Origin of the sequence: Synechococcus sp. BS56D (assembly GCF_004332405.1) — a bacterium.
Classification (GTDB): Bacteria; Cyanobacteriota; Cyanobacteriia; order PCC-6307; family Cyanobiaceae; genus Synechococcus_C.
The window spans coordinates 38,722-60,182 of record NZ_PHQU01000006.1 but is presented as its reverse complement, the minus strand read 5'-3'; the positions used below and the strand labels follow the sequence as shown (position 1 = coordinate 60,182).

Here is a 21,461-nt window from a genome sequence, read left to right as displayed (position 1 = left end):
CCCTGATGCCCAGGCTCCCCCTGATCCTGGCCATGCTGATGACTTGTCCCTGGATCAGCGCCTGTGCGCCAAGGGCCCAGCGAGCACCAGGTGGCTTCGCTGACCGTCAGCAGCTGGAGCCAGCCCTCAGCGGTGATGGCCGCCTGCTTGCCGTCATCGTCGACCAGAACGGACGCCCGACTGTTCAGCTGCGTGATCGTCGCGGGGGTGGCCTGATTCCTCTGCGCCACCTCAATCGTCATCAGCCCCACAGCTCCCCGTCCTTGAGCTGGAATGGCCGTTATCTAGCCGTGATCACCCAACGGGGCAGCCGTCGTATGGCCCTGATCGAGGATCGACTCACGGGCCGTGCCCATCCAATCCGCCTTCCCGGCAACCGTGATCCGATCCGCCTCAGCCTGGCTCCCGATGCCAGACGACTCGCCCTTCAGGTGGCCGATCAGGGGCGCTGGAGGGTGGAGCTTCTCGACCTCAGCGGCACTCTCGAACCCGAACGGCCAGGAGGTGAGCGGCTGAGCGATCCAGCAGGAGCGACACCATGAACTGGATCAGGGCAGGCTGCTGCTGCATGGCTGGTCTGATGCTCAGCGCCTGTAGCCCGGATGGAATCCGCCCACTCTCGGATCTGAATGGCCGTCTCGCCTCCAGTGGTGAAGCCCGAAGGGATCCAAGCCTTGCTCAAGAATGGCTGGCAACCTTGAGCAGCCGGAGCGGCAGGGAGCGGATCGAGCTGATCAACCTGCGCAGTGGTCAGCCAACTCCAACGCCAGGCCTGAATCGGGCCGATGCCCAGCCGGTGAGCATCAGCCTGAGCGGCGACGGAGAGCGCCTCGCCCTCGTGCGCCAGCGCGATGGAGAGACGGAACTGATGCTTTACCGCCGCTCGCTCGGCCTGATGCAACAACTTGAGCTCAATCCGCGAGGAGTTCCTCGCCAGGTGAGCCTGGACGGGAGCGGCAAGCTACTTGCCGTGCAGGTGAGCCGCGGCGGCCGCTGGGAGGTGGATCTCATTCCATTGCCCTGAATCCCACGGCCCTAAAGGCAGAAGCCCTGCATCCACGGCGGGCATGCCTGGGGGCAAGGAGCTTGATGGATCAAGTCAGGGCACCAGACCTGCCCAGCGCAGAAAGGTGTCGTTGCTGATCGCTTCCACCAGAAGCACCGCGGCGAAACCGACCATGGCGAAACGACCATTGATGCGCTCCGCATAGGCGCTCCACCCGAAGGCAGGAACATCCGAGGTGGTCGCACTGGTCTCTGGGGCCTGTCCGGGAGCGGAGTCCTTGGAGGTCTGCTCAGTGCTGCTGCTGGTCATGCGGCCGGATCAGGATTGGGATACGTCATAGCTGGCCGTGGGGATCAGACGCCAGTCGCCATTGCCAATCAGCTCCAGAACCGTGTCGTGGAAGCTGAGCAGAGTCGGTCGGTGCCCGACGCTGATGAAGGCCAGATCCCTGTCGATGAGCAGCTGGTAGAGGTGCTCCTCCGTCTTCACATCGAGGGCGCTGGTGGCCTCATCGAGGACGACAAAGCGCGGAGCATTGAGCAGCAGACGGCCAAAGGCCAGACGCTGCTGTTCGCCGAGGGAAAGAATTCTGGGCCAGTCCTGTTTCACATCCAGATCGGGATAGCGGCTGACCAGCTGAGGCAGGCGCACCTGCTCAAGCACAGCCCGCAACTGGTCATCGCTGAAGCGGGCCTCATCGGTGGGATAACAGAGCTGCTCCCTCAAGGAACCAAGCAGCATGTAGGGCTTCTGAGGAATGAACAGCAGGTCCCCTGTCGGGGGACGCTCGATCCGTCCTTGCTCGGGAGACCAGAGCCCGCTCACCATGCGCAACAGGGAGGTTTTACCGCAGCCGGAGGGCCCCACCACAAGAAGCTTGTCGGTGTCACCAACACTGAGGGTGAGGTCGCGGATGATCGGGGTCCGAGCGCCAGGGGGAACCAGATCGGCATGGTCCACCAAGATCGAATCGCGGTCGCGCACGGTGGCGCCGGTTGCATCCGGAGCCTGCTGGCTGACCTGCTCTACTTTGGATTGAAAGCCCTCAAGACGAGTAATACCCGCTGTGAATTGGGCCAGCTCTTCAATCTGATTGACCACGAAAAATAACGAGGACTCGACCATACCAAAAGCAAAGTTGGCCTGAATGAATCCGCCGTAGTCGATCTCGCCAGCGAAGTAGGGCGCCGCCATCACCAAATACGGGAAGAAATTACTGGCATAACCAATCGACCGCCTCATCACGTCAATGACCACCCGCCAGATGATCAACAGATTGAAATTGCGCACCACAGAACCGAGTCTGCGCTGGGTCTCTTCCTGCTCAGGCTTCTCGCCTGCATAAAAGGCAATCGACTCGGCGTTGTCGCGAACATGCACCAGGCCATAGCGAAAATCAGCCTCATAGCGAAGTTGATCAAAATTGATCCTGACCAACTTGCGACCAGCCACAATCAGCACAGTCGTTGCAAAGGCGGCGTAGGCAAACAGCGAGAAGGTCAGTGTTGTGCTGATGCTCCAGAGGATCAAGATATTTAGTGAGAAGGTCAGCAGCGCATCAAAAATCCCAAGCGTGAACTGAAGACTCTGAGCCGTGAATGCGCGCGTATCATCAGTGATCCGCTGATCTGGGTTATCAACATCAGTGGCCTGCTCATCATTTGGATTAAGAACGTAGTAAGCCCGATTGCTCATATAATCCGCAATCAGGCTGCGCGACAGCCAGTCGCGCCAGATAATGCCTAGCTTCAAGGTAAAGAAGATCTGCGAAACCCTGATCGGCAATGCCACCACAAAACAGCTGGCATAAATAATCAGAATCCGGTAAAAGCCTTCCTGTTGCTTAGCAACCAGGGCATTGGTGAGATCGCGGGCAATGAAGCTGATTCCGGCATTGATGCCGTTCACTGCCAGCAGCATCAACACGATCACTGCGAGCAGCAGCCAGTGCAACCAGCGACGGTTGCGCAACTGCTGGCGCATGGCCAGGAAGCTGGCGGCCCCGATCAGGAACAGCGTCGCGAAGCCCCACCCCCACCAGCCGCTCCAGATCGTGGTGAGGGTGCTGAGCACACCTCCGAAATATTTCTCGGTGATCAGAGGCTGCAGCTTCGCCAGCAGCTGCATCAGCCCCGTGAGCAACAGCAGCACCACGCCGCCGACACAGAACAGCAGCGAGATCAGCAGCCAGACGAACTGCCAGCCGCTGGCCTGATCCAAAGGGAGGAAAAACGGCTGCGCGAGGTGGCGCAGCTTGGCGAGCTGACGGCGCAGGGCCTCGAAAGGAACCTTGCTGGGGAGAGTTGTCATCGCCTGATTCTCTCGGACCCCGGACTCAACCGGGAGGCCAGGCGAGGGGACGCCCACCGATCACGTGCACATGCAAGTGAAAGACGGTCTGCCCAGCATCAGCACCGCTGTTGATCACAGTGCGCCAGTCGCTGAGGCCCTCCTGCTTCGCCACTCGGGCCGCGACCAGCAGCAGATGGCCAAGCAGGGGCCCATCCGCCTCCTCAGCTGAGCGCAGACTCTCGATCGGCTTGCGCGGGATGACGAGCACATGCACCGGAGCCTGCGGGGCGATGTCGCGAAAGGCGAGACAGAGATCGTCGCTGTAGACCTCATCACAGGGGATCTCACCACGCAGGATGCGGGCAAAAATCGTGTCAGCTGTCATCGGCAGATCCGGGATGTGACAGGTGGGGCACTAAACCCCTGACCCGCTTGATTGCAATGCTGGCACGCTGCCTGAGTGCCTCGATCGTCGGCCTAGAGGCTCGACCGGTGGTCGTGGAGGTAGACCTAGCCCCCGGACTTCCAGGCCTCCAGCTGGTAGGGCTGCCGGATACCGCCATCCAGGAATCCCGGGAACGGGTGAGGGCAGCCCTTCGCAACAGCGGCTTTCGTGGTCCACTGGTGAGGGTGGTGGTGAACCTGGCCCCGGCGGATCTGCGCAAGGAAGGACCGGCCTTTGACCTGCCGATTGCCCTCGGGCTTCTGGTGTCCAGCGGCCAGCTGGATGCACCTCTGCTGAAGGATCTCTGGTGTGCCGGTGAACTGGGCCTCGATGGAAGCCTGAGGCCCTGCCGAGGCATCCTTGCTGTGGCCCGTCTGGCCGCCGCGGCAGGAGCCCGAGCGCTGGTGGTGCCTGTGGCGAATGCCGCTGAAGCCAGCCTGGTGCCCGACCTAAAGCTGCTGGCCGCCACCTCACTCCGGGAGGTCGTGCAGACGCTCCGGGGAACCCAGCCCTGGCCATGCCTTGACGTGGCGAACGCGATCACCGCGACGGCCGACGACTCCTTTGACACGAGGGATGGAGTGATCGGACAAACCGTGGCGCAACAGGCTCTGGCGCTGGCGGCTGCCGGTGGCCATCACCTCCTGATGGTTGGCCCTCCGGGCTGCGGCAAAACCCTGCTGGCCCGTCAGCTCCCGAGGCTGTTGCCCCCGCTCAGCCAGGGAGAAGCGCTGGAGATCACACAGCTGCATTCGATCGCCGGCTCTCTCCCCCAACCGGCGAGCCTGGTTCAACGCCGCCCGTTTCGATCCCCCCATCACAGTTGTTCGCCGGCAGCCCTGCTGGGGGGAGGCGCTAATCCCAGACCCGGGGAACTGAGCCTGGCCCATGGCGGAGTGCTGTTTCTTGATGAGCTAGCGGAATTTCCACGCTCCCTGCTCGACCAGTTGCGCCAACCGATCGAAGAAGGCTGCCTCTGGCTCAGTCGAGCCAAGGTCAAATGCGCCTTCCCTTGCCAGGTCACCCTGGTGGCAGCAACGAATCCCTGCCCCTGTGGTTGGTTTGGCGAGCCGGGAGGCCAATGCCGGTGCCGAGAAACGGAACGCCAGCGCTACTGGAACCGTCTGTCGGGGCCCATGCTGGATCGCCTCGATCTGCAACTCCGGCTGCACAGGCTGCCGCCGGAGCAGCTCCGCCGCAGCGTGGAGACCCCAACCCCAGAGCAGGAGCCGACACCACTGTTGTGTCCAGAACGAATCCAGCAGGCACGCCTAAGAATGGTTCGGCGCAATCCCTCGGGGTGCCTGAACAGCGCTCTCAGTGCTGCAGCCCTGGGGCGAAGCGGGAGCTTGAGTGCTCCAGCCTTAGAACGATGGGAAAGGATTGTTGAGCACCGTCAACTGAGTGCCCGCAGTGGCCTGAGGCTGCTCCGGGTTGCTCGCACCTTGGCCGACCTGGATGACCGCGAGCATGTCCTGAACACCGACCTCAGCGAAGCACTGTGCTTTCGCAGCTTCGACACCCCCCCGACCGATGGGGTGAACACACAGGAGGATTGACAGGGCTGGAAGCACAGCCCCAGCCCAATGGTCGTGTCAGTACCGGAACTTCACCCTTTCCGGTGCATCGCGATAGGGCTGTGGCCCGATCGGAGGTGGCTGGTGCAGCTTCTCCTCTCTGGGGTTCCCAAGTGCATGGGAGAGGGTGTCTCCGAACCAATGTCTGATGCTTTTAAACCTGAAATCCATCACCGACTCCCAGCTGATCTGCCATCAGTCTGGTGCTGGAATTCAGGGGTCGCCAACCAGTGCAAATACGGATTTCTAACCAGCAAAACAGGCCCTGAGTGGGAAAAGCTCTTCTCTCCCAGGGCCTTGGCAATGGATCAGAAGCCAGAGCTTCGGATCAGCGACGACGACGACGCTGCTGAGCCTTGCGCTTGTACTTCTCGATGGGTGTCTCGTGGTGACGCAGGCGCTTGAGGTCTGCAAAGATCCCGGCCTTGGAGACCTGACGCTTGAAGCGACGTAGGGCTGATTCGATGCCTTCGTTTTCTCCGACCGTGACCTGAGTCATGCAGCAAGCAAGGTTGTCCAGCCCGTCAATGTAGCAACTCGCCCGCAGCTCAAGGCTGGGTCGATGCCTCACCGGCATCAGGCCAGGACTCCCGGAAGACATACAAGTGACCGAGGGTCTTCTTGCCGTATTGACGGCGCATCAGTTGCCAGCCGGGCTCCATGACCAACTGCAGAAAGTCCTGTCCCGGCCCACCGGTACGAGCGATCAGCAGGGTGGGCTTAGAGGTATCACGGGTCGGCACCGCCAGCAGCTCCACGTCAGAACCGGTCTTCACCACAGACAGGCGGTAACGGGTGCCCAGGTCGTCAGCACCAATGCGGAGGGAATAACCATTGCCATCGATGTAGCGGTTGCAAATCCCGGTGAAATCAAAGGTGGCCAACAGAGGATTGACGACCGCTGGGGCGGAGCCCGACACGGAGTAACAGGGGCGCTTGCTGCTGCGCTGCTCGTAGATGTTGAGCTGCGCTGACTCCCCTTTACCGATCGGTGCTGCCACCAGGATGAATCGGCTCTGTTCCACCGGCGCTGCCGTGAACAGAGAACCCTGCGCCCTCAGCGGGAGAGGACTGACGGCGGCCGTGATGGCGGCCGTGGCGGCGGCCGTCAGAGCGGTCACAACGGCGAGAGGCAGGAAGCGGACCATCCGGTGGAGGGAAGGAACTAGTCCGGATCGTAAAAGTCGAAACGGGAAAGGGCGATCCGATTCAGACCGGTTTGTTGAGACGAATCGCGACCAGAAGAGTGACGACCGTGGCGGGTGCAGTGAGAGCCAGGATCCAGCCGGTGACGGTGCCACCAAGATCGGGATCGCCGTAGGCAAGCTCAAACACCGAACCGGTGGCGGCGATACCGAGCACGCAGGCCAGAGCCAGAAAGAGGCCGGCAAGAGGTTTCATCGGCATCGCTCAGACCAGGGGGCGAACATCAGCAGCCAGAAAACCATGGTCCTTGAGCTCACGGTTGCGATTGCCTTCATCACTCACCCGATCGACAAAGAGGACTCCCTTGAGGTGATCCATCTCGTGCTGGATGCAGCGGGCCATGAGCCCATCGGCCTTCATGGTGCGAGGACGTCCCATCTCGTCGCGGTAGCTGAGCTGAATCGCGCTAGGTCGCACCACATCGAGATAGACACCGGGGATGCTGAGGCAGCCCTCCTCGTAGGTGTCTAATGATCCGCTCGTGGTCGTGATCTCCGGGTTGATCAACACCAGGGGTGGAGCCGCGGCGTTCTCGATATCGAGATCGATCACGAGCAATTGCTGATGCACTCCCACCTGCGGAGCCGCGAGCCCGATCCCGCGGGCGGTGTACATGCTGCGCAACATGTCGCGGGCGAGATCCCGCACCGCTTCATCCACCCGACTGATGCGCCGTGCCTCCTGGCGCAACACCTCATTCCCCAGCGTGTGAATCTCGAGCGGGGCAACCTCCAGAGGCTCCTTCGCCACCGCCACGGCGCCGCCGCTGCGTTCGGCCGACCGTGCCAGTTGAGCGAAACTTCGAGCCAAGCGTCCTGTCTCCGCGAAGGATTGCAATGGCTTGATCTTAGGCAGCCTGACCCGCCAGCCTCCCGATCAGCACCAGCTGCCCCACCCACACGCCTCAGACCTCGTCCCCATGCACACTCCCCTGGCCGCACGGATTGCTCTCGGCCGCATGCCGACGCTGCGGGAACCGAGGTTGGTCGGCGACTCGGGCGACTGGGTTCTCTGGCTGGAACAGCGCCCCCAAGAGAAGGGACGCACCACCGCCCTGATCCGTCGCTGGGGAGCTGGGGCCACTGCGGTTCAGGAGCTGACCCCCGCTCCCATCAACCTGCGCAGCAGGGTGCACGACTACGGCGGTGGCGTGTTGGCCCAGGCCACTGACGGCCAGGAGCTGATGCTGGCCTGGATCGACGATCGCGATGGCTGCGTCTGGTTTCAGACCTGGCAAGGCCTGGACCAGAGCGAAGCAAATCCTCTGCTCGCCCATGGCCCCGCCCGCCGCCTCAGTCGGCCTGGAGCTCCCCTCGCGGACGGCCAGCTCGATCCCTTCAGGCGCCGCTGGCTCGGCGTCATGGAAGACGACGGCCGCGACTGGTTGGTGAGCCTGCAGCTGGACCAGGAGGATCAGACCCCAGACCGCTTGCATCAACCGGCTGATTTTGCTGGGTACATCGCCCTCAGTCCAAGGGGGGACAGGCTCGCCTGGGTGGAATGGCAGCAGCCGAACATGCCCTGGGACAACAGCCAGCTCTGGGGCGCTGACCTGGATTCTGAGGGGCGGATCATCACTCCAATAGCCCTGGCGGGAAGCGAGGGGACAACCGGCGCAGAGATCTCCGTGTTCCAACCCCTTTGGTTGCCAGACGGTCGCCTGGTGGTGGCCGAAGATGGCAGCGGTTGGTGGAACCTGCTGCGCAGCACAGGAGGCACCACTCTGGACAGTCTCCAGTGGGAGCGTCCTTGGCCCATGGAGGCGGAAACCGCCATGCCCCAGTGGGTGTATGGCATGCGCACCTCCGCCTGGGATGGCAGGCAGCTGTTGGCAGCCGTCTGCCGAGAGGGGTGCTGGCAACTGAACCGTCTCAGCGAGCAAGGCACGGTTCAGACGCTTGACCAACCCTTTGATGATCTAGCGGGCCTGCATGCGCAGGGGGAAAGAGCCGTGGCCATCGCGAGCAACAGCACCACTGGCCAGGGGCTGCTGGAGATCGATCTCAGCGATGGACATTGGCACCACCACCCGGCGGCCGAGCCCGCACTGAGCGCGGAGTGCATCAGCGTGGCGGAGCCCCTTTGGTTTGAGGGATCCCAGGGACGCCGCACCCATGCCTGGTACTACCCACCGAGCGCTGGCTCAGCAGAGAGGCCCCCGCTGTTGGTGAAGAGCCACAGCGGTCCCACCGCCATGGCCCGACGGGGCCTCAGCCTCGGCATCCAGTACTGGACATCCCGCGGCTGGGGCGTGGTCGATGTGAACTACGGCGGCTCCACCGGTTTCGGGCGGGCCTACAGGGAGCGGCTCAACGGGGGCTGGGGAATCGTCGACGTGGAGGACTGCGCCGCGGCCGCCCACGCCCTGATCGCAGCCGGTCGCGCCCATCCCGACCAGATCGCGATCGAAGGGGGCAGCGCCGGTGGCTTCACCACCCTGGCCTGCCTTTGCTTCACCGACACGTTCCGTGTGGGCGCCTGCCGCTACGCCGTGAGTGATCTCACCGCCATGGCCACGGACACCCACCGTTTCGAGGCCCGCTACGCGGACCGTCTTGTGGGGACATGGCCGCAGGAGCGCGAGCGCTATGAAGCGCGCTCTCCCCTGCTCCATGCCGAGCGGATCCACTGCCCGGTGATTTTCTTCCAGGGCGACAAAGACAAGGTGGTGCCACCGGAGCAGACCGAACGGATGGCGACGGCACTCAGGGCTAACGGGCTGCCAGTGGAGGTTCACAGCTTCCCGAACGAAGGCCACGGCTTCCGCGACAGCCAAGTGCAGATCAGCGTGCTTGAAGCCACCGAACGCTTCTTCCGCACACATCTGGGCCTCAACGAAGGTTGAGCTGAGAAACGGACCGCTCTTTTTGGTCCGGATCCGCCTGACCGTAATGAAGCCCACGGAACTGGGCGTGAACAGCCTCCATTTGTGCTGGCGAGAGCAGGGGCGGTTCGCCGATCTGCAGAGCCTGGAGATACATCCGTGCCAGGGTCTCCACCTCCACCGCAATCCGCAGCGCATGATCAAGATCCGATCCCAGGGTCACCAGCCCATGACGGGCCAGCAGACAAGCCTGCCGATCCCGGAGCGCTTCAACGGCATAGGCCGAGAGCTCGGCCGTTCCGAACGTTGCATAGGGCGCACAGCGAACGTCATCACCGCCGGCGACGGCCACCATGTAATGAAAGGCGGGAATCGATCGGTCATGGCAGGCCAGGGCAGTGGCATGCACCGGATGGCAATGGAGCACCGCCTGTGCTTCCGCACGCCCTGCCAGCACATCGGCATGCAAACGCCACTCCGAAGAGGGACGGCGCTGAGCCGAGCTCAAGGGGTGACCCTCCAGATCAAGCGCCACCAGATCGCCCGGCTCCATCTGCTCATAGGGCAGGGAGCTCGGGGTGACCAGCATGCCGCCAGGGATGCGCACCGACAGGTTGCCCGAGGTGCCCTGATTGAGACCCGTGCCATTCATACGCCGGGCCACCGCCACCAGCTCCTCTCGCAAACCGGGCGGTTCGGGAACCCCATGCCCGGAGAAAACTTGCTCAGACCCCACTGTTTCAGCCATTGCCGTAGAGGCCACGCAAACCGGCTTCGCTTGCCGGCGCCACACCGCGCTCGGTGATCAAACCGCTCACCAGCCGGGCGGGGGTGACATCGAAGGCAGGGTTGAAGCCAGCGCTGCCATCGGGGGTGAGCTGCACCTGAACCAGCTCCCCTGCGCTGGCGCCGCTGATCACCCGCCCCTGAATCGCCGTCACCTCATCGGCAGAGCGGGCTTCGATCGGGATTTCCGCCACTCCATCCTCGAGCGACCAGTCAATCGTCGACGCAGGAAGCGCCACATAAAAAGGAACCTGATTGTCGTGGGCAGCTAGCGCCTTGAGATAGGTGCCGATCTTGTTGCAGACGTCGCCCCGACGGGTGGTGCGATCAGTACCAACGATCACTGCATCCACTTGGCCGTGCTGCATGAGGTGCCCACCGGCGTTGTCGACAATCACCGTGTGGGGAACCCCCTCCCGTCCCAGCTCATAGGCCGTGAGGGAAGCGCCCTGATTGCGGGGGCGGGTCTCATCGACCCACACGTGGATGTTGATCCCGGCGCGGTGGGCCTTGTAGATCGGAGCCAAGGCTGTTCCCCAGTCGACGGTGGCCAACCAACCCGCATTGCAATGGGTCAGCACGCGGAAAGGCTCAGCCCGTCGCCCAGGCGGACGCGCAGCCGCCAGCTCCTGAAAAATCTTCAGCCCGTGGTCGCCAATCGCCTCACACATGGCCACATCCTCATCAGCGATCGCTGCCGCCTCCTGGCGGGCCGCTGCGGCGCGCTCGGCCTCCGGCAGGGGCCGCACCCGATCGCGGACCCGCTCGAGGGCCCAGCGCAGATTCACCGCCGTCGGCCGGGTGGCATTCAGTTGATCAAACGCGAGATCAAGGGCCCGATCACTGGCATCCACCTGGAGAGCAAGCATCAGGCCGTAGGCACCGGTGACGCCGATCAGCGGTGCTCCCCGCACCACCATCGTGCGGATCGCTTCAGCGGCCTGATCACAGCTATGAAGCGTGCGGGTGCTGAAGCGATGCGGCAGCTGGGTCTGATCGATCACCCCGACCGAGCAACCATCCAGCTCGAGCCAGATCGTGCGCCAGGCTTTGCCGTCGATGTTCATCCGCTGCGCCAGCACTGAGTTGGATCCATGCTGCCTGGTGACTGTCCCGCTCGGATGTCTCTTCGCCGTCGCCAGTTCCTGCAGCTCGCCCTCGGGACGGGCCTGAGCGCAGCTGGGCTCGACATCAGCCGTGCGGCTGGCCGAGCAGCGTCTCGCGGTGATCTACGCATCGGCCTGATCAGTGATCTCAACAGCAGCTACGGCTCAACCGCCTACATCCCCCAGGTCAGCCAGGGACTGCAGCAGCTCCTCGCTCTCAAACCAGCCCTGTTGGTGTGTGCCGGCGACATGGTGGCCGGCCAGAAACGTGACCTCACCTCCAATCAGCTGGATGCGATGTGGGAGAGCTTCGCCCGCACGGTGTTAACACCAGTACGCCGAGCCGGGCTGCCCTTCCTACCAGCTATCGGCAACCACGACGGATCACCGGGTTTTGAAGCCGATCGGGCCGCGCTGCGCCGCTTCTGGACGCCACGCCGTCAGGCCCTGGGCCTGACATTCGAGGATGCGGGCGACTTCCCCTTTCACTACAGCGTCCTGCAAAACGACGTGTTCTGGTTGGTATGGGATGCCAGCTCGAGTCGAATCCCCCCTGCCCAGATCCAGTGGGCCCGCCGGCAACTGGGCAGTGCCGCCGCGCGAAGAGCCCAGATCCGCATGGTCGTGGGCCATCTCCCCCTGTTCGGGGTCAGCCAGGGACGGGATCGACCGGGGGAGAGGCTCGAGCAGAGAGCAGCGATTCTGGCGCTCCTGGCGGAGGGCAACGTGCAGGCCTACATCAGTGGACACCAGCACGCCTGGTATCCGGCCAAGCTTGGGCCACTCGACCTAATCCAACTGGGGGCCCTTGGCAGCGGCCCGCGGCGTCTCCTCCAGGGCAAGATCTCCCCGCAGCAGACCTTCACCACGCTGGACATCGATTGGCAGAGGTCATGGCTTCGTGAGACCACCTATGCCGCTGCCACCGGCCAGGCAGTGAACTGGGAGCGGCTCCCTGCGCAGCTGAACGGTCAGGCGGGCCAGCTGCAACGCAATGTTCAGAGGCGATGGATTCGGTCACAACGCTCCCTCAAAGGCCAGCCATGAGCGAACGCACTGACCTGCGTGTCCAGTGGAGACGGCGGCCCTGCAGATCCCCTGCTGAGGCTGAGGCCTTAGCTGTTCTCGCGCAGGAAGTTGATCGTGCCCTGCAGCTCATCGGCAAAGCGGTCGATCTCCTCGAAGGTGGTGGTGAAACTGAGGCTGGCCCGGGCTGATGCCGTGACGCCGTAATGGCGATGAAGAGGCTGACAGCAGTGGTGACCACTGCGAATGCAGATCCCACTGAGATCAAGCAAAGCGGCGATGTCATTGGCATGAACCCCATCCACCAGGAACGTGGCCAGGGCGCCGCGACCCGCCTGCTGCTCTGGGGTGGGGCCGAGAATGCGCAGGCCTTCAATCCCCTGCAGGCGCAGGAAGAGATGGCGGGTGAGCTGAGCCTCCCAGGCCTGAATTTGATCAAGACCAAGGGCCTGGAGATAACGGATCGCTGCCCCCATACCGATCGCCTCGCCAATCGCCGGGGTCCCTGCCTCGAACTTGTGGGGCAGCGCCGCCCAGGTGCTGTGGTCCAGGAAAACGTCCTGGATCATCTCGCCACCGCCCAGGAACGGGGGCATCGCCTCCAGCAAAGCCTCGGGTGCCCAGAGAAAACCCATTCCGGTGGGACCACAGAGCTTGTGGGAGGAGCCCACTAAGAAATCCACACCCATGACTGACACATCAATGGGCTGGTGGGCCAGGCTCTGACAAGCATCTAGGAGCACCTTCGCGCCCTGTTCCCGTGCCGCGGCCACGACGTCCTGGACGGGATTGCAGCATCCCAGCGTGTTGCTGATGTGCACCAAAGACACAAGCTTGGTGCGGGAGCTGAGCTTGCCGCGCAGATCCTCAAGATCGAGCGTGCCCTGCTCGGTCACCTGCGCGTGACGAAGCACGCATCCGGTGCGCTGAGCCAACAACTGCCAGGGCACCAGATTGCTGTGATGCTCCATCACGGTGAGCAGCACTTCATCGCCTTCCCTGAGGTTGGCGTCTCCCCAGCTACGGGCCACGAGATTAATGGCCTCGCTGGCATTGCGGGTGAACACGATCTCGCTGGCGCTGGCGGCAGCAATGAATCGAGCGGTGGTTGCCCGGGCCCCCTCAAAGGCCTCGGTGGCGCGGGCGCTGAGCTGATGGGCACCGCGATGCACGTTGGCGTTGTCGCAGCTGTAGTAGTGCTGCAGCGCCTCGAGCACCACCTGGGGCTTCTGGCTGGTCGCCGCATGATCGAGATAGACCAACGGACTGCCGGAGGCAGAGCACTGGCTCAGAATCGGAAAGTCGGCACGAGTCCGTTCCGCGATTGACACGCCTACGTGCTGCCCTGTGGTCGGGTCCTGGGTTGCGCTGGTCATACCTCCAGTCCCTCCAGCAGTCGCGTCATGACGGGCCAGGCACTGGCTGCGCCCGGCAGGTGATCCACCACCTCCTGGCAGTACCCACGCAACAGCAGGGCGGCGGCATCGGACGCACCAATACCCCGGCTCTGGAGATAGAAGAGCTCATCCTCCTGAAGCTGAGACACCGTGGCGCCGTGGGCACAGCGCACATCGTCCGCCACGATCTCCAGCTCTGGCTTGGTGTCAATCCGGGCCCGTTCCGAGAGCAGCAGGTTGCGACTGAGCTGGGCGGCATTGGTGCGTTGAGCAAGGCGCGGCACCCGCACAGCACCATTGAAGATGGCGTGGGAACGTCCCCCAGCGAGACACTTCTGGAGCTGATCAAGCTCCCCTTCCGGCCCCTCGAATTGAACGGTGCTGTGGGTGGCGAGCTGCTGATCAGCGGCCGACACCGAAAGACCACGCATCACGGTGCTGGCCTGACCATCCACCTGCACCACCCGTGGCTCCAAACGGGCCAAGGCCCATCCCTTGGCCACAGAGGTGAGTGTGTAGGCACTGCGGGGCTCCTGCTCAACAGCGCCATGGATCAGCAGAGAGCCCTCGCCATCGGCGCAGGCGACCAAACCGTGATTGAGCCTCGCTTCCTGGCCTAGGTGAACCTCCAGCACATGGCTGTGGGCCACCGGCCCCTCGGCAAGCACGACCTGGAGCAGATCCAGCTGCGCCTTCTCCTCGAGCAGAAGCAGCACCCGGGTGGCCGTGAGACCGGTGGGGCTGGCCAGCACCAGCTCGAGGGGGGGGACCGAACCTCGCACCCGCAGCGCCAGCACCTGCTGACTGGAGGCATGGTTGAGCTCCACGGGCCAGGCGTCCGCACAACCGCAGCGATCGAGGGTGTGACCAAGGGCCTGCTCCAACTCGGAAGCACTCAAACGGGTGATCCCCTCAGGCAGCACCATCGCCGCCAAGGGATCAGCTTGTCCATCGAGGACGAGACGCAGCGTTCCCGTCGCCACCGCTGGCAAGGCTGAAGGATCCAGCGGAGCACGAGCATCAGCACTGCTCAGGGGTAGGCGCGCGATCGCCTCAAGGCGCGTCAGATCCGTGAGGCGCCACGCCTCCTGACGGCGGGTGGGCAGGCCGAGGCGCTCCAAGGCCTCCCTCCCCCGACGCTGGACAGGGTCCAAAACACTGTCGTGACTGGAGAGCTGCATCCTCAGACCCCCTCCTGGGCAGCCAGTTCCTGATCCACCCAGTCGTATCCAGTCTTCTCCAGTTCCAACGCCAGCTCACAACCACCAGTGCGCAAAATCCGCCCAGCAGCCATCACATGGACGTAGTCGGGCGTGATTTCGTCGAGGAGGCGCTGGTAGTGGGTGATCAGCAGCGTGGCGTTCTCCGAACCGGCGAGCTGATTCACACCACCGGCCACGATGCGCAAGGCATCGATATCGAGACCGGAATCTGTCTCATCCAGAATGGCCACAACCGGTTCCAGCAGGGCCATCTGCAGAATCTCGTTGCGCTTCTTCTCACCACCTGAGAAGCCCTCATTCACGCTGCGCTCAAGGAAGGCAGGATCCATTTGCACCACCTGGAGGCGCTCACGAACGTGATCCTCGAAATCAAAGGTGTCGAGTTCCTCCATCCCCTGGGTCTCGCGTCGCGCATTGGTGGCCACCCGCAGAAACTCAAGATTGCTGACCCCTGGAATCTCGACTGGATACTGAAAGCCGAGAAACACGCCAAGACGAGCGCGTTGCTCAGGCTCCAGTTCAAACAGGTCTTGACCTCGGTAACGCACAGAACCACCAGTGACCCGATACGCGGGGTGACCAGCCAACACCTTGGACAGAGTGCTTTTACCGCTGCCGTTCCGCCCCATCACGGCATGGATTTCGCCAGCACGCACCTGCAGGTTCACCCCCTTAAGGATCGGCTGATCCTCCACGGAGGCATGCAGATCGGAGATGTCGAGAAGCAGCTCGGCGTCGGGGCGGATCACGGGACGGAGAAGGAAGGGGTCAGGGAACGGATCTGGACGGGACAAGCAGGGATCAACCCACCGATCCCTCGAGCTTGAGGGCGAGCAGCTTGTCGGCCTCAGCTGCGAACTCCATCGGCAGCTGATTGAAGACATCGCGGCAGAATCCGCTCACCATCATCGACACCGCTTCTTCGAAGCCAATGCCCCGGCTCTGGAGATAAAACAGCTGGTCTTCGGAAATGCGGCAGGTGCTGGCTTCATGCTCGATCGCCGCCTGGGGCTGTTGCGAGCGGATGTAGGGATAGGTGTTCGCAGCAGCCTGATCGCCGATCAGCATCGAATCGCACTGGCTGTAATTGCGCGCCCCTTTGGCGCCAGGCCCCATCTGCACCAGACCGCGGTAGCTGTTGCTGGAGCAACCAGCGCTGATGCCCTTGCTCACAATCGTGGAGCGGGTGCGGGGGCCCACATGCACCATCTTGGTGCCGGTATCGGCCTGCTGGCGGTTATTGGTCAATGCCACGGAGTAGAACTCACCCACTGAATCAGCTCCCTGAAGCACGCAGCTGGGATACTTCCAGGTGATGGCAGAGCCGGTCTCGACCTGCGTCCAGCTGATTCGGCTGCGAGCCCCTCGGCACTGTCCCCGCTTGGTCACGAAGTTGTAGATACCGCCCACACCGTTTTCATCACCGGCATACCAGTTCTGCACGGTGGAGTATTTGATCGAGGCATCATCAAGAGCCACGAGTTCCACCACTGCAGCATGCAGCTGATTGGTGTCAAACATGGGAGCAGTACAACCCTCGAGGTAACTCACCGAAGCCCCTTCCTCGGCCACGATCAAGGTGCGCTCGAACTGACCTGTGTCGCCAGAGTTGATGCGGAAATAAGTGGACAGCTCCATCGGACACTCCACACCCTTGGGAATGAACACAAAAGAGCCGTCACTAAACACGGCGGAATTGAGGGCGGCGAAATAGTTGTCATTGCTGGCAACCACTGTTCCCAAATAACGCTCGATGAGCTCAGGGTGCTCCTTGACAGCCTCACTGAAGGAACAGAAGACGACTCCATGCTCGGCGAGCTTTTCTTTGTAAGTGGTGGCAATCGAGACGCTGTCAAATACTGCATCAACAGCCACGTTGCTCAGTCGCTTCTGCTCGCTCAGAGGAATTCCGAGTTTGTCAAACGTTTCCAGCAGTTTGGGGTCCACCTCATCGAGGCTGGACTTTTTCTCCTGCTGTTTGGGAGCCGCGTAATAAACGATGTCTTGATAATCGATCGACGGATAACCCAGCGCAGCCCAATCGGGTTCTTCCAGGGTCAACCAGTGCCGGAATGCCTTGAGCCTGAAGTTCAGGAGAAAGTCGGGCTCCTCTTTCTTGGCCGAGATCAGGCGAACGACATCCTCGCTCAGCCCCTTGGCGATCTTGTCGGTCTCAATGTCGGTAACGAAGCCGTATTTGTACGGCTGACTGACGAGATCACGGGTGGAGGCACTGGTCATGGCGATCAACCCGCAGACGCGTGGATCTCCTCGGTGCTGATGGTTTGAGCATCGCCGCGGAAGGGATTGTCCTCAGTGAGGAAAAGCATGCAGTGACACTCCTTGCGCTCGCGCATCGGAACACAGGGGCAGTTCCAGAAGGCCTGGGACACCTCAGCCTCCTTGTCTTCGTAGTGACGGCAAGGGCAGAGGGCTCCTCCGAGTTCGTCCTTGTGACGGGCGAGTCCCTTGAGCACCACGGCCGTGACCCCAGGGTCACTGCAGAAATAGGTGCCGGTGCGCTGGGCATAGGTCTCAGCGAACTTGCGGATCACCTCGAGGCTCTCGGCCGTGGGCTCCGGGTTGCCAGCGGACGGATCGGTCATGGGGCGGAGGCGGAAATGCAGAAGGCAGGTTGACGCCGGACAACGGATGAGCTGACCTGCCGGCAGGCAAATACGAAACTCCGTTGTTTCGTTTTTGAAGCCTAGGGCACAGGTCCGTCGACCGACGGGTGTGGCCATTCTCACCTGCTGCCGGCGAGGGATGTCGCCTGCGCACTGACGGAAGCGAAGCCCGTTTCTAGTTTTCGGCTTGAACGACCAAGACTTCCCTCCATGGCTATCGCTAACCGGTCCGCTGCGGAGTGGCTCGGCTCCGAGGCCGAGCTCCTGCTGCAGGGCACTCCGCGCGTCAGCAGAGAACGCCTGCACCTACCAGGCCCCGCAGTGGTCGACCGTTTCGCCCTCACCGACCGCAATCCCCAGGTGATGCGCAGCCTGCAGCAGCTCTACGGCAGCGGCCGCCTCGCCAACACCGGTTACCTATCAATCCTCCCCGTCGATCAGGGCATCGAACACTCAGCGGCCCACTCCTTTGCCCCTAATCCCGATTACTTCGACAGCGAAGCGATCGTGGAACTGGCTGTGGAAGCTGGCTGCAACGCGGTTTGCTCAACTCTGGGGGTGCTCGGCTCAGTGGCCAGGAAGTGGGCTCACCGCATTCCCTTCATGGTCAAGGTGAACCACAACCAGCTGCTCACGGCACCGAATGTGCACGAACAGATCCTGTTCGCCTCCGTTGATCAAGCGTGGGACATGGGCGCCGTGGCTGTGGGCGCGACCATCTATTTCGGCAGCGATGACTGCAACCGTGAGCTGCAACAGATCGCAGCACTCTTTGAGCATGCCCACGAGCGGGGCTTAGCCACCGTGCTCTGGTGCTACCTGCGCAATCCGATCTTCAAGCAGCCGGAGGCCGATTACCACCTGTCGGCCGACCTGACCGGCCAGGCGGTGCATCTGGGCGTCACCATCGGGGCCGACATCATCAAACAGAAACTCCCGGCCAACAATGGGGGCTATCCAGCCGTGGCGAAGGCGCTGGGTCACGCCTTCGGCATGACGGACGATCGGATCTACAGCGAGCTGGCCAGCGACAACCCCGTCGATCTCTGCCGCTACCAAGTGCTGAACTGCTACGCCGGTCGCATCGGACTAATCAACAGCGGTGGCGCCTCAGGCAGCGACGATCTGCATGAAGCCATCCGCACGGCGGTCATCAACAAGCGCGCCGGGGGCAGTGGCCTGATCATGGGCCGAAAAGCTTTCCAGAAACCCAGGCAGGAGGGGGTCGACCTCATCCAGGCCGTTCAGGACGTTTACCTCAGCCCCGAGGTCACCATCGCCTAATCCCGGCGCTGGTCAGACGCCACCTGAACGGATTGCGTGGCATCGTGTGAACATCACGACTGACCCATGGGCGCACACGCTCAGGCTCCCACCCGCGAGACCACCCTCACCCTGCTGTTGCGGCAGGGTGAGGTGAGTGCAGCGGATCTGGCTGGTCAGCTCGGCATTTCTGTTCAGGCGATGCGCCGCCACCTGCGCAGCCTGGAGGACGACGGCCTGGTGGAATCCAAGCCAATGACCGCAGGTCCTGGCCGTCCCTCCAACATCTGGCGACTGACCGCCTTGGGGCATCAGCATTTCCCGGATGGCAGTGAGAGCTTTGCCCTCGGGCTGCTCAATTCCATGGCGGCCACCCTGTCACCGGAAGCCATGGCGTCCCTCCTGAGCCAGCAGGCCCTTGAAAAAGCGAGCCGCTACCGCCAGAGAGTGGGATCCGGCCCCCTGAGGGAGCGAATCGCCACCCTCGCCGAACTACGACGTCAGGAGGGATATGTCACGGAACTGGAGCCGGATCCCGACGGCCATGGCTGGTGCCTAAGCGAATTCCACTGTTCGGTGCAGCGGATCGCAGAGGAATATCCGGTCGTTTGTGATCAGGAGCTGCAGCTCATCCGTCACACCTTTCCCGATTGCCAGGTGGAGCGTGTGCACTGGCGACTCGAGAAAGGTCATTCCTGCGGCTTCCGGATTACTCCCGACCATGCCTGAGGCGCCAACTCCAGAGGGCAGCCCCCTCAGCCTGGAGGTGATCGCGCGCATCGACGCCACCCTGCTACCGAGCCAGGAGCGCCATCACCTGCGCCTGATGGCTCACTGCCTCGCCTGTTTTCAAGACATGGCCAATGGCCGCGACCAAGGCCCTCTGCCCTCCGCTGCAGAACTGCGGAGCTGGTGCCAGCAACATCCCCAACTGCAAGACGACGCTCCCTTTGCCCTCCTGCTTCTCCAACAGTTCCAGAGTGCTGGTAGGCAGCTCGAATCCCTGGCAGCAAAGCAGCAGATCACCCCGCTGGGCCTGACCCTCGATCATCTGATCGAGGACGCCGTGAACACCCATCAGCTGCGATCATCCTGAGCAGCCCTGCACGCCTGTCAGCGAGGCCCGCATGACCCTTGCCATTCCCGATGCCCTCAGCTTCTTCCGCCTGAGCAACGGACGCTGGCGGTCGCAAAGGAGCGTCCACCACCTCCTGCATCGACGGGCGGAAGCAGGGGGCTCCCTCATCGTTGTCGAGGATTTGGATGCCCACGACCCCCGTCTTCGGGCGATGGCTGCCGAGCAGGGCCACGATCCCGACCGCCTTGTGGGGGGGAGTCAGGTGCGCTGGAGCGCTTCGATGGCCTGGGATCAAGAGGGTGCTGCCCATGACGGCGAAAGCGTGATCGGCCTCATCCCCGATGGGGCGAACGGTCGATCCGGGGTGCTGCTGCGAGACCTCGGTTATGCGGAAAAAGCACCAGCCGCCTCCCGCTTCTCCATGGATGAACAGGATGGCCTCATGCTCACCACCGAATACGAAACCATGGCGGTGTGGGAGCGATTCAGCTTCGCGGGCCCAGATGTGCGCATCCGCTCCAGCACGGTGGAAGGCCTGTCGAACAATGCCTCCTTCTGCATGGAACTTCGCCTGCCGGAGGGGGGTGATGCGGCAAGCGGAACCGCCTCGAGCAGAAGCCATCAGCAAGGGTCGCTCTCGCCTCTGGGCTGGTGAAGCCATCAGCCGCGACTATTACGGACTGTGATTGCTGAGGGCTCGAGGCAGAGCGAGCCAGAGCCCTACTTCTACGATCGCCATCGACGGATGCAGTTGCTCGCGTGGCCCTTCCCCTTCTGAAGTACGCGCCCACCACTCAGAACTCCCGAGTGGAGGCCTACCGGGTGGGTTCGGACGAAGATCCCAAAGCCGCGTCCATGGATAAAGCCATGGATCGTGAAGACCAGAACTTCGTGATCGAGGCTGCCTATCGCCAGATCTTCTTCCACGCCTTCAAGGTCGATCGGGATCGCACCCTGGAGTCCCAGCTGCGCACCGGACAAATCACCGTGCGTGATTTCATCCGCTCCCTCTGCCTGTCGGACACCTTCAACCGCAGCTTCTACAACCTCAACAGCAATTACAAGGTGGCCCGCCACCTCGTGGAAAAGCTGCTCGGGCGCACAACCCACGGCAAATCCGAAGAGATTGCCTGGTCAGCAGTGCTGATGACCCGCGGTGTGCGCGGCATGGTGGACGACATCCTCAACGGTGAGGAGTACATGGAAGCCTTCGGCTATGACACCGTGCCCTACCACCGCAACCGGGTGGTTGGTTCCCGTGACATTGGTGAAACCCCCTTCAACATCACTTCACCGCGCTACGACGCCTACTACCGCGGAATCCTTGGGTTCCCCCAGATTGTCTTTACAGGCACGGCCCGCTCTCTGCCTGCTCGCGCTGCCCAGCGTCGCGGCGGCTACCCCGAGGACTACATGTCCTGGGTGCGCTCCCTGCCTGCGATGCGCTCCAGCTCCGCTGCCGCATCCTCTGCGGGCATCGACTACATGGCCAAGGTTCCTTACCGCAGTGTCGGCCGCTGATCGGCCGACCTGAGCGAACCAGAACTAAAACGGGGGTTGAGACCCCCGCTTTTTTTTGCTTGTTCTCTGGACGCATTCGGCTGC

Annotated in this window: 24 protein-coding genes; 10 read left to right on the top strand and 14 right to left on the bottom strand. The window is 62.7% G+C overall.

Annotation, left to right across the window (positions count from 1 at the left end):
- Window positions 1–5: 5 nt before the first annotated feature.
- Both CWE17_RS09695 and CWE17_RS09690 read left to right on the top strand, forming a co-directional pair.
- Entirely contained in the window at window positions 6–542 is a 537-nt protein-coding gene (locus tag CWE17_RS09695; protein ID WP_131456684.1) for a Tol biopolymer transporter periplasmic protein, read from the top strand.
- Window positions 539–1,024, top strand: coding sequence for a hypothetical protein (locus tag CWE17_RS09690; RefSeq protein WP_131456682.1), 486 nt, complete (start codon window positions 539–541; stop codon window positions 1,022–1,024). Before CWE17_RS09695 ends, CWE17_RS09690 begins: the two co-directional genes overlap by 4 nt.
- Before the next feature lie 75 nt (window positions 1,025–1,099).
- On the opposite strand, the gene CWE17_RS09685 is transcribed toward CWE17_RS09690, so the two are convergent.
- From CWE17_RS09685 to CWE17_RS09675, 3 genes are read right to left on the bottom strand one after another with little or no spacing between them, the layout of a single operon-like run.
- Window positions 1,100–1,315: a chlorophyll a/b-binding protein gene (locus CWE17_RS09685; RefSeq protein WP_131456680.1), complete on the bottom strand. Its 216-nt coding sequence runs from the start codon at window positions 1,313–1,315 to the stop codon at window positions 1,100–1,102.
- Window positions 1,316–1,324: 9 nt separating this feature from the next.
- Window positions 1,325–3,316, bottom strand: a complete 1,992-nt coding sequence (locus CWE17_RS09680) for an ABC transporter ATP-binding protein/permease (RefSeq protein WP_131456677.1) — start codon at window positions 3,314–3,316, stop codon at window positions 1,325–1,327.
- A gap of 25 nt (window positions 3,317–3,341) precedes the next feature.
- A complete protein-coding gene (locus tag CWE17_RS09675; protein ID WP_131456675.1) occupies window positions 3,342–3,683 on the bottom strand; it encodes a histidine triad nucleotide-binding protein in 342 nt (113 codons plus the stop codon).
- A 56-nt stretch (window positions 3,684–3,739) separates the two neighbouring features.
- Here CWE17_RS09675 and CWE17_RS09670 point away from each other — a divergent pair, with 56 nt between their 5' ends.
- Window positions 3,740–5,302, top strand: coding sequence for a YifB family Mg chelatase-like AAA ATPase (locus CWE17_RS09670; RefSeq protein ID WP_131456673.1), 1,563 nt, complete (start codon window positions 3,740–3,742; stop codon window positions 5,300–5,302).
- Window positions 5,303–5,648: 346 nt separating this feature from the next.
- Here CWE17_RS09670 and rpsU read toward each other — a convergent pair whose 3' ends face one another.
- From rpsU to def, 4 genes are all read right to left on the bottom strand, one after another.
- Window positions 5,649–5,819 (bottom strand): 30S ribosomal protein S21, encoded by a 171-nt coding sequence (rpsU, locus tag CWE17_RS09665; protein ID WP_006043142.1) that lies wholly within the window; start codon window positions 5,817–5,819, stop codon window positions 5,649–5,651.
- 49 nt (window positions 5,820–5,868) lie between these two features.
- On the bottom strand, window positions 5,869–6,468 hold the full coding sequence (locus CWE17_RS09660; protein ID WP_131456671.1) for a DUF3747 domain-containing protein: 600 nt from the start codon (window positions 6,466–6,468) through the stop codon (window positions 5,869–5,871).
- Between the two features lie 61 nt (window positions 6,469–6,529).
- A complete protein-coding gene (locus tag CWE17_RS09655) occupies window positions 6,530–6,727 on the bottom strand; it encodes a hypothetical protein (RefSeq protein ID WP_131456669.1) in 198 nt (65 codons plus the stop codon).
- A 3-nt stretch (window positions 6,728–6,730) separates the two neighbouring features.
- A complete protein-coding gene (gene def, locus CWE17_RS09650; RefSeq protein ID WP_131456667.1) occupies window positions 6,731–7,336 on the bottom strand; it encodes a peptide deformylase in 606 nt (201 codons plus the stop codon).
- 109 nt (window positions 7,337–7,445) lie between these two features.
- On the opposite strand from def, the gene CWE17_RS09645 reads away from it, so the two are divergent.
- Window positions 7,446–9,371 (top strand): prolyl oligopeptidase family serine peptidase, encoded by a 1,926-nt coding sequence (locus CWE17_RS09645; RefSeq protein WP_131456665.1) that lies wholly within the window; start codon window positions 7,446–7,448, stop codon window positions 9,369–9,371.
- On the opposite strand, the gene CWE17_RS09640 is transcribed toward CWE17_RS09645, so the two are convergent.
- Together CWE17_RS09640 and mtnA are read right to left on the bottom strand one after the other, a co-directional pair.
- The gene (locus CWE17_RS09640) at window positions 9,358–10,086 is read right to left on the bottom strand and encodes a class II aldolase/adducin family protein (RefSeq protein WP_255417778.1); all 729 of its coding nucleotides are present in this window, start codon (window positions 10,084–10,086) and stop codon (window positions 9,358–9,360) included. The genes CWE17_RS09645 and CWE17_RS09640 overlap by 14 nt on opposite strands.
- Window positions 10,087–10,090: 4 nt before the next feature.
- The gene (mtnA, locus tag CWE17_RS09635; protein WP_131456662.1) at window positions 10,091–11,203 is read right to left on the bottom strand and encodes an S-methyl-5-thioribose-1-phosphate isomerase; all 1,113 of its coding nucleotides are present in this window, start codon (window positions 11,201–11,203) and stop codon (window positions 10,091–10,093) included.
- 54 nt (window positions 11,204–11,257) lie between these two features.
- Here mtnA and CWE17_RS09630 point away from each other — a divergent pair, with 54 nt between their 5' ends.
- Window positions 11,258–12,289: a metallophosphoesterase gene (locus CWE17_RS09630; protein ID WP_131456660.1), complete on the top strand. Its 1,032-nt coding sequence runs from the start codon at window positions 11,258–11,260 to the stop codon at window positions 12,287–12,289.
- A 68-nt stretch (window positions 12,290–12,357) separates the two neighbouring features.
- Here CWE17_RS09630 and CWE17_RS09625 read toward each other — a convergent pair whose 3' ends face one another.
- From CWE17_RS09625 to CWE17_RS09605, 5 genes are read right to left on the bottom strand one after another with little or no spacing between them, the layout of a single operon-like run.
- Window positions 12,358–13,644 (bottom strand): SufS family cysteine desulfurase, encoded by a 1,287-nt coding sequence (locus CWE17_RS09625; protein WP_131456658.1) that lies wholly within the window; start codon window positions 13,642–13,644, stop codon window positions 12,358–12,360.
- Window positions 13,641–14,846, bottom strand: coding sequence for a SufD family Fe-S cluster assembly protein (locus CWE17_RS09620; protein ID WP_131456656.1), 1,206 nt, complete (start codon window positions 14,844–14,846; stop codon window positions 13,641–13,643). The genes CWE17_RS09625 and CWE17_RS09620 overlap by 4 nt, the downstream gene beginning before the upstream one ends.
- 2 nt (window positions 14,847–14,848) lie before the next feature.
- Window positions 14,849–15,637 carry a Fe-S cluster assembly ATPase SufC gene (sufC, locus tag CWE17_RS09615; RefSeq protein ID WP_131457080.1) on the bottom strand — a complete coding sequence of 263 codons (789 nt, stop codon included), beginning with the start codon at window positions 15,635–15,637 and terminating at the stop codon, window positions 14,849–14,851.
- 52 nt (window positions 15,638–15,689) lie between these two features.
- Complete coding sequence (sufB, locus tag CWE17_RS09610) at window positions 15,690–17,129, bottom strand: Fe-S cluster assembly protein SufB (protein WP_131456654.1); 1,440 nt, start codon at window positions 17,127–17,129, stop codon at window positions 15,690–15,692.
- A 5-nt stretch (window positions 17,130–17,134) separates the two neighbouring features.
- Entirely contained in the window at window positions 17,135–17,494 is a 360-nt protein-coding gene (locus tag CWE17_RS09605; RefSeq protein ID WP_007101519.1) for a ferredoxin-thioredoxin reductase catalytic domain-containing protein, read from the bottom strand.
- Between the two features lie 231 nt (window positions 17,495–17,725).
- On the opposite strand from CWE17_RS09605, the gene CWE17_RS09600 reads away from it, so the two are divergent.
- The 5 genes from CWE17_RS09600 (at window position 17,726) to CWE17_RS09580 (ending at window position 21,377) form a co-directional block, all read left to right on the top strand.
- On the top strand, window positions 17,726–18,799 hold the full coding sequence (locus CWE17_RS09600) for a class I fructose-bisphosphate aldolase (protein WP_131456651.1): 1,074 nt from the start codon (window positions 17,726–17,728) through the stop codon (window positions 18,797–18,799).
- Window positions 18,800–18,865: 66 nt separating this feature from the next.
- A complete protein-coding gene (gene sufR / locus CWE17_RS09595; protein WP_131456649.1) occupies window positions 18,866–19,507 on the top strand; it encodes an iron-sulfur cluster biosynthesis transcriptional regulator SufR in 642 nt (213 codons plus the stop codon).
- A complete protein-coding gene (locus CWE17_RS09590; protein ID WP_131456647.1) occupies window positions 19,500–19,874 on the top strand; it encodes a hypothetical protein in 375 nt (124 codons plus the stop codon). The genes sufR and CWE17_RS09590 overlap by 8 nt, the downstream gene beginning before the upstream one ends.
- A gap of 31 nt (window positions 19,875–19,905) precedes the next feature.
- Window positions 19,906–20,511, top strand: coding sequence for a phycobiliprotein lyase (locus CWE17_RS09585; protein WP_131456645.1), 606 nt, complete (start codon window positions 19,906–19,908; stop codon window positions 20,509–20,511).
- A gap of 104 nt (window positions 20,512–20,615) precedes the next feature.
- Window positions 20,616–21,377: a phycobilisome rod-core linker polypeptide gene (locus CWE17_RS09580; protein ID WP_131456643.1), complete on the top strand. Its 762-nt coding sequence runs from the start codon at window positions 20,616–20,618 to the stop codon at window positions 21,375–21,377.
- The last annotated feature ends 84 nt before the right edge of the window (window positions 21,378–21,461 follow it).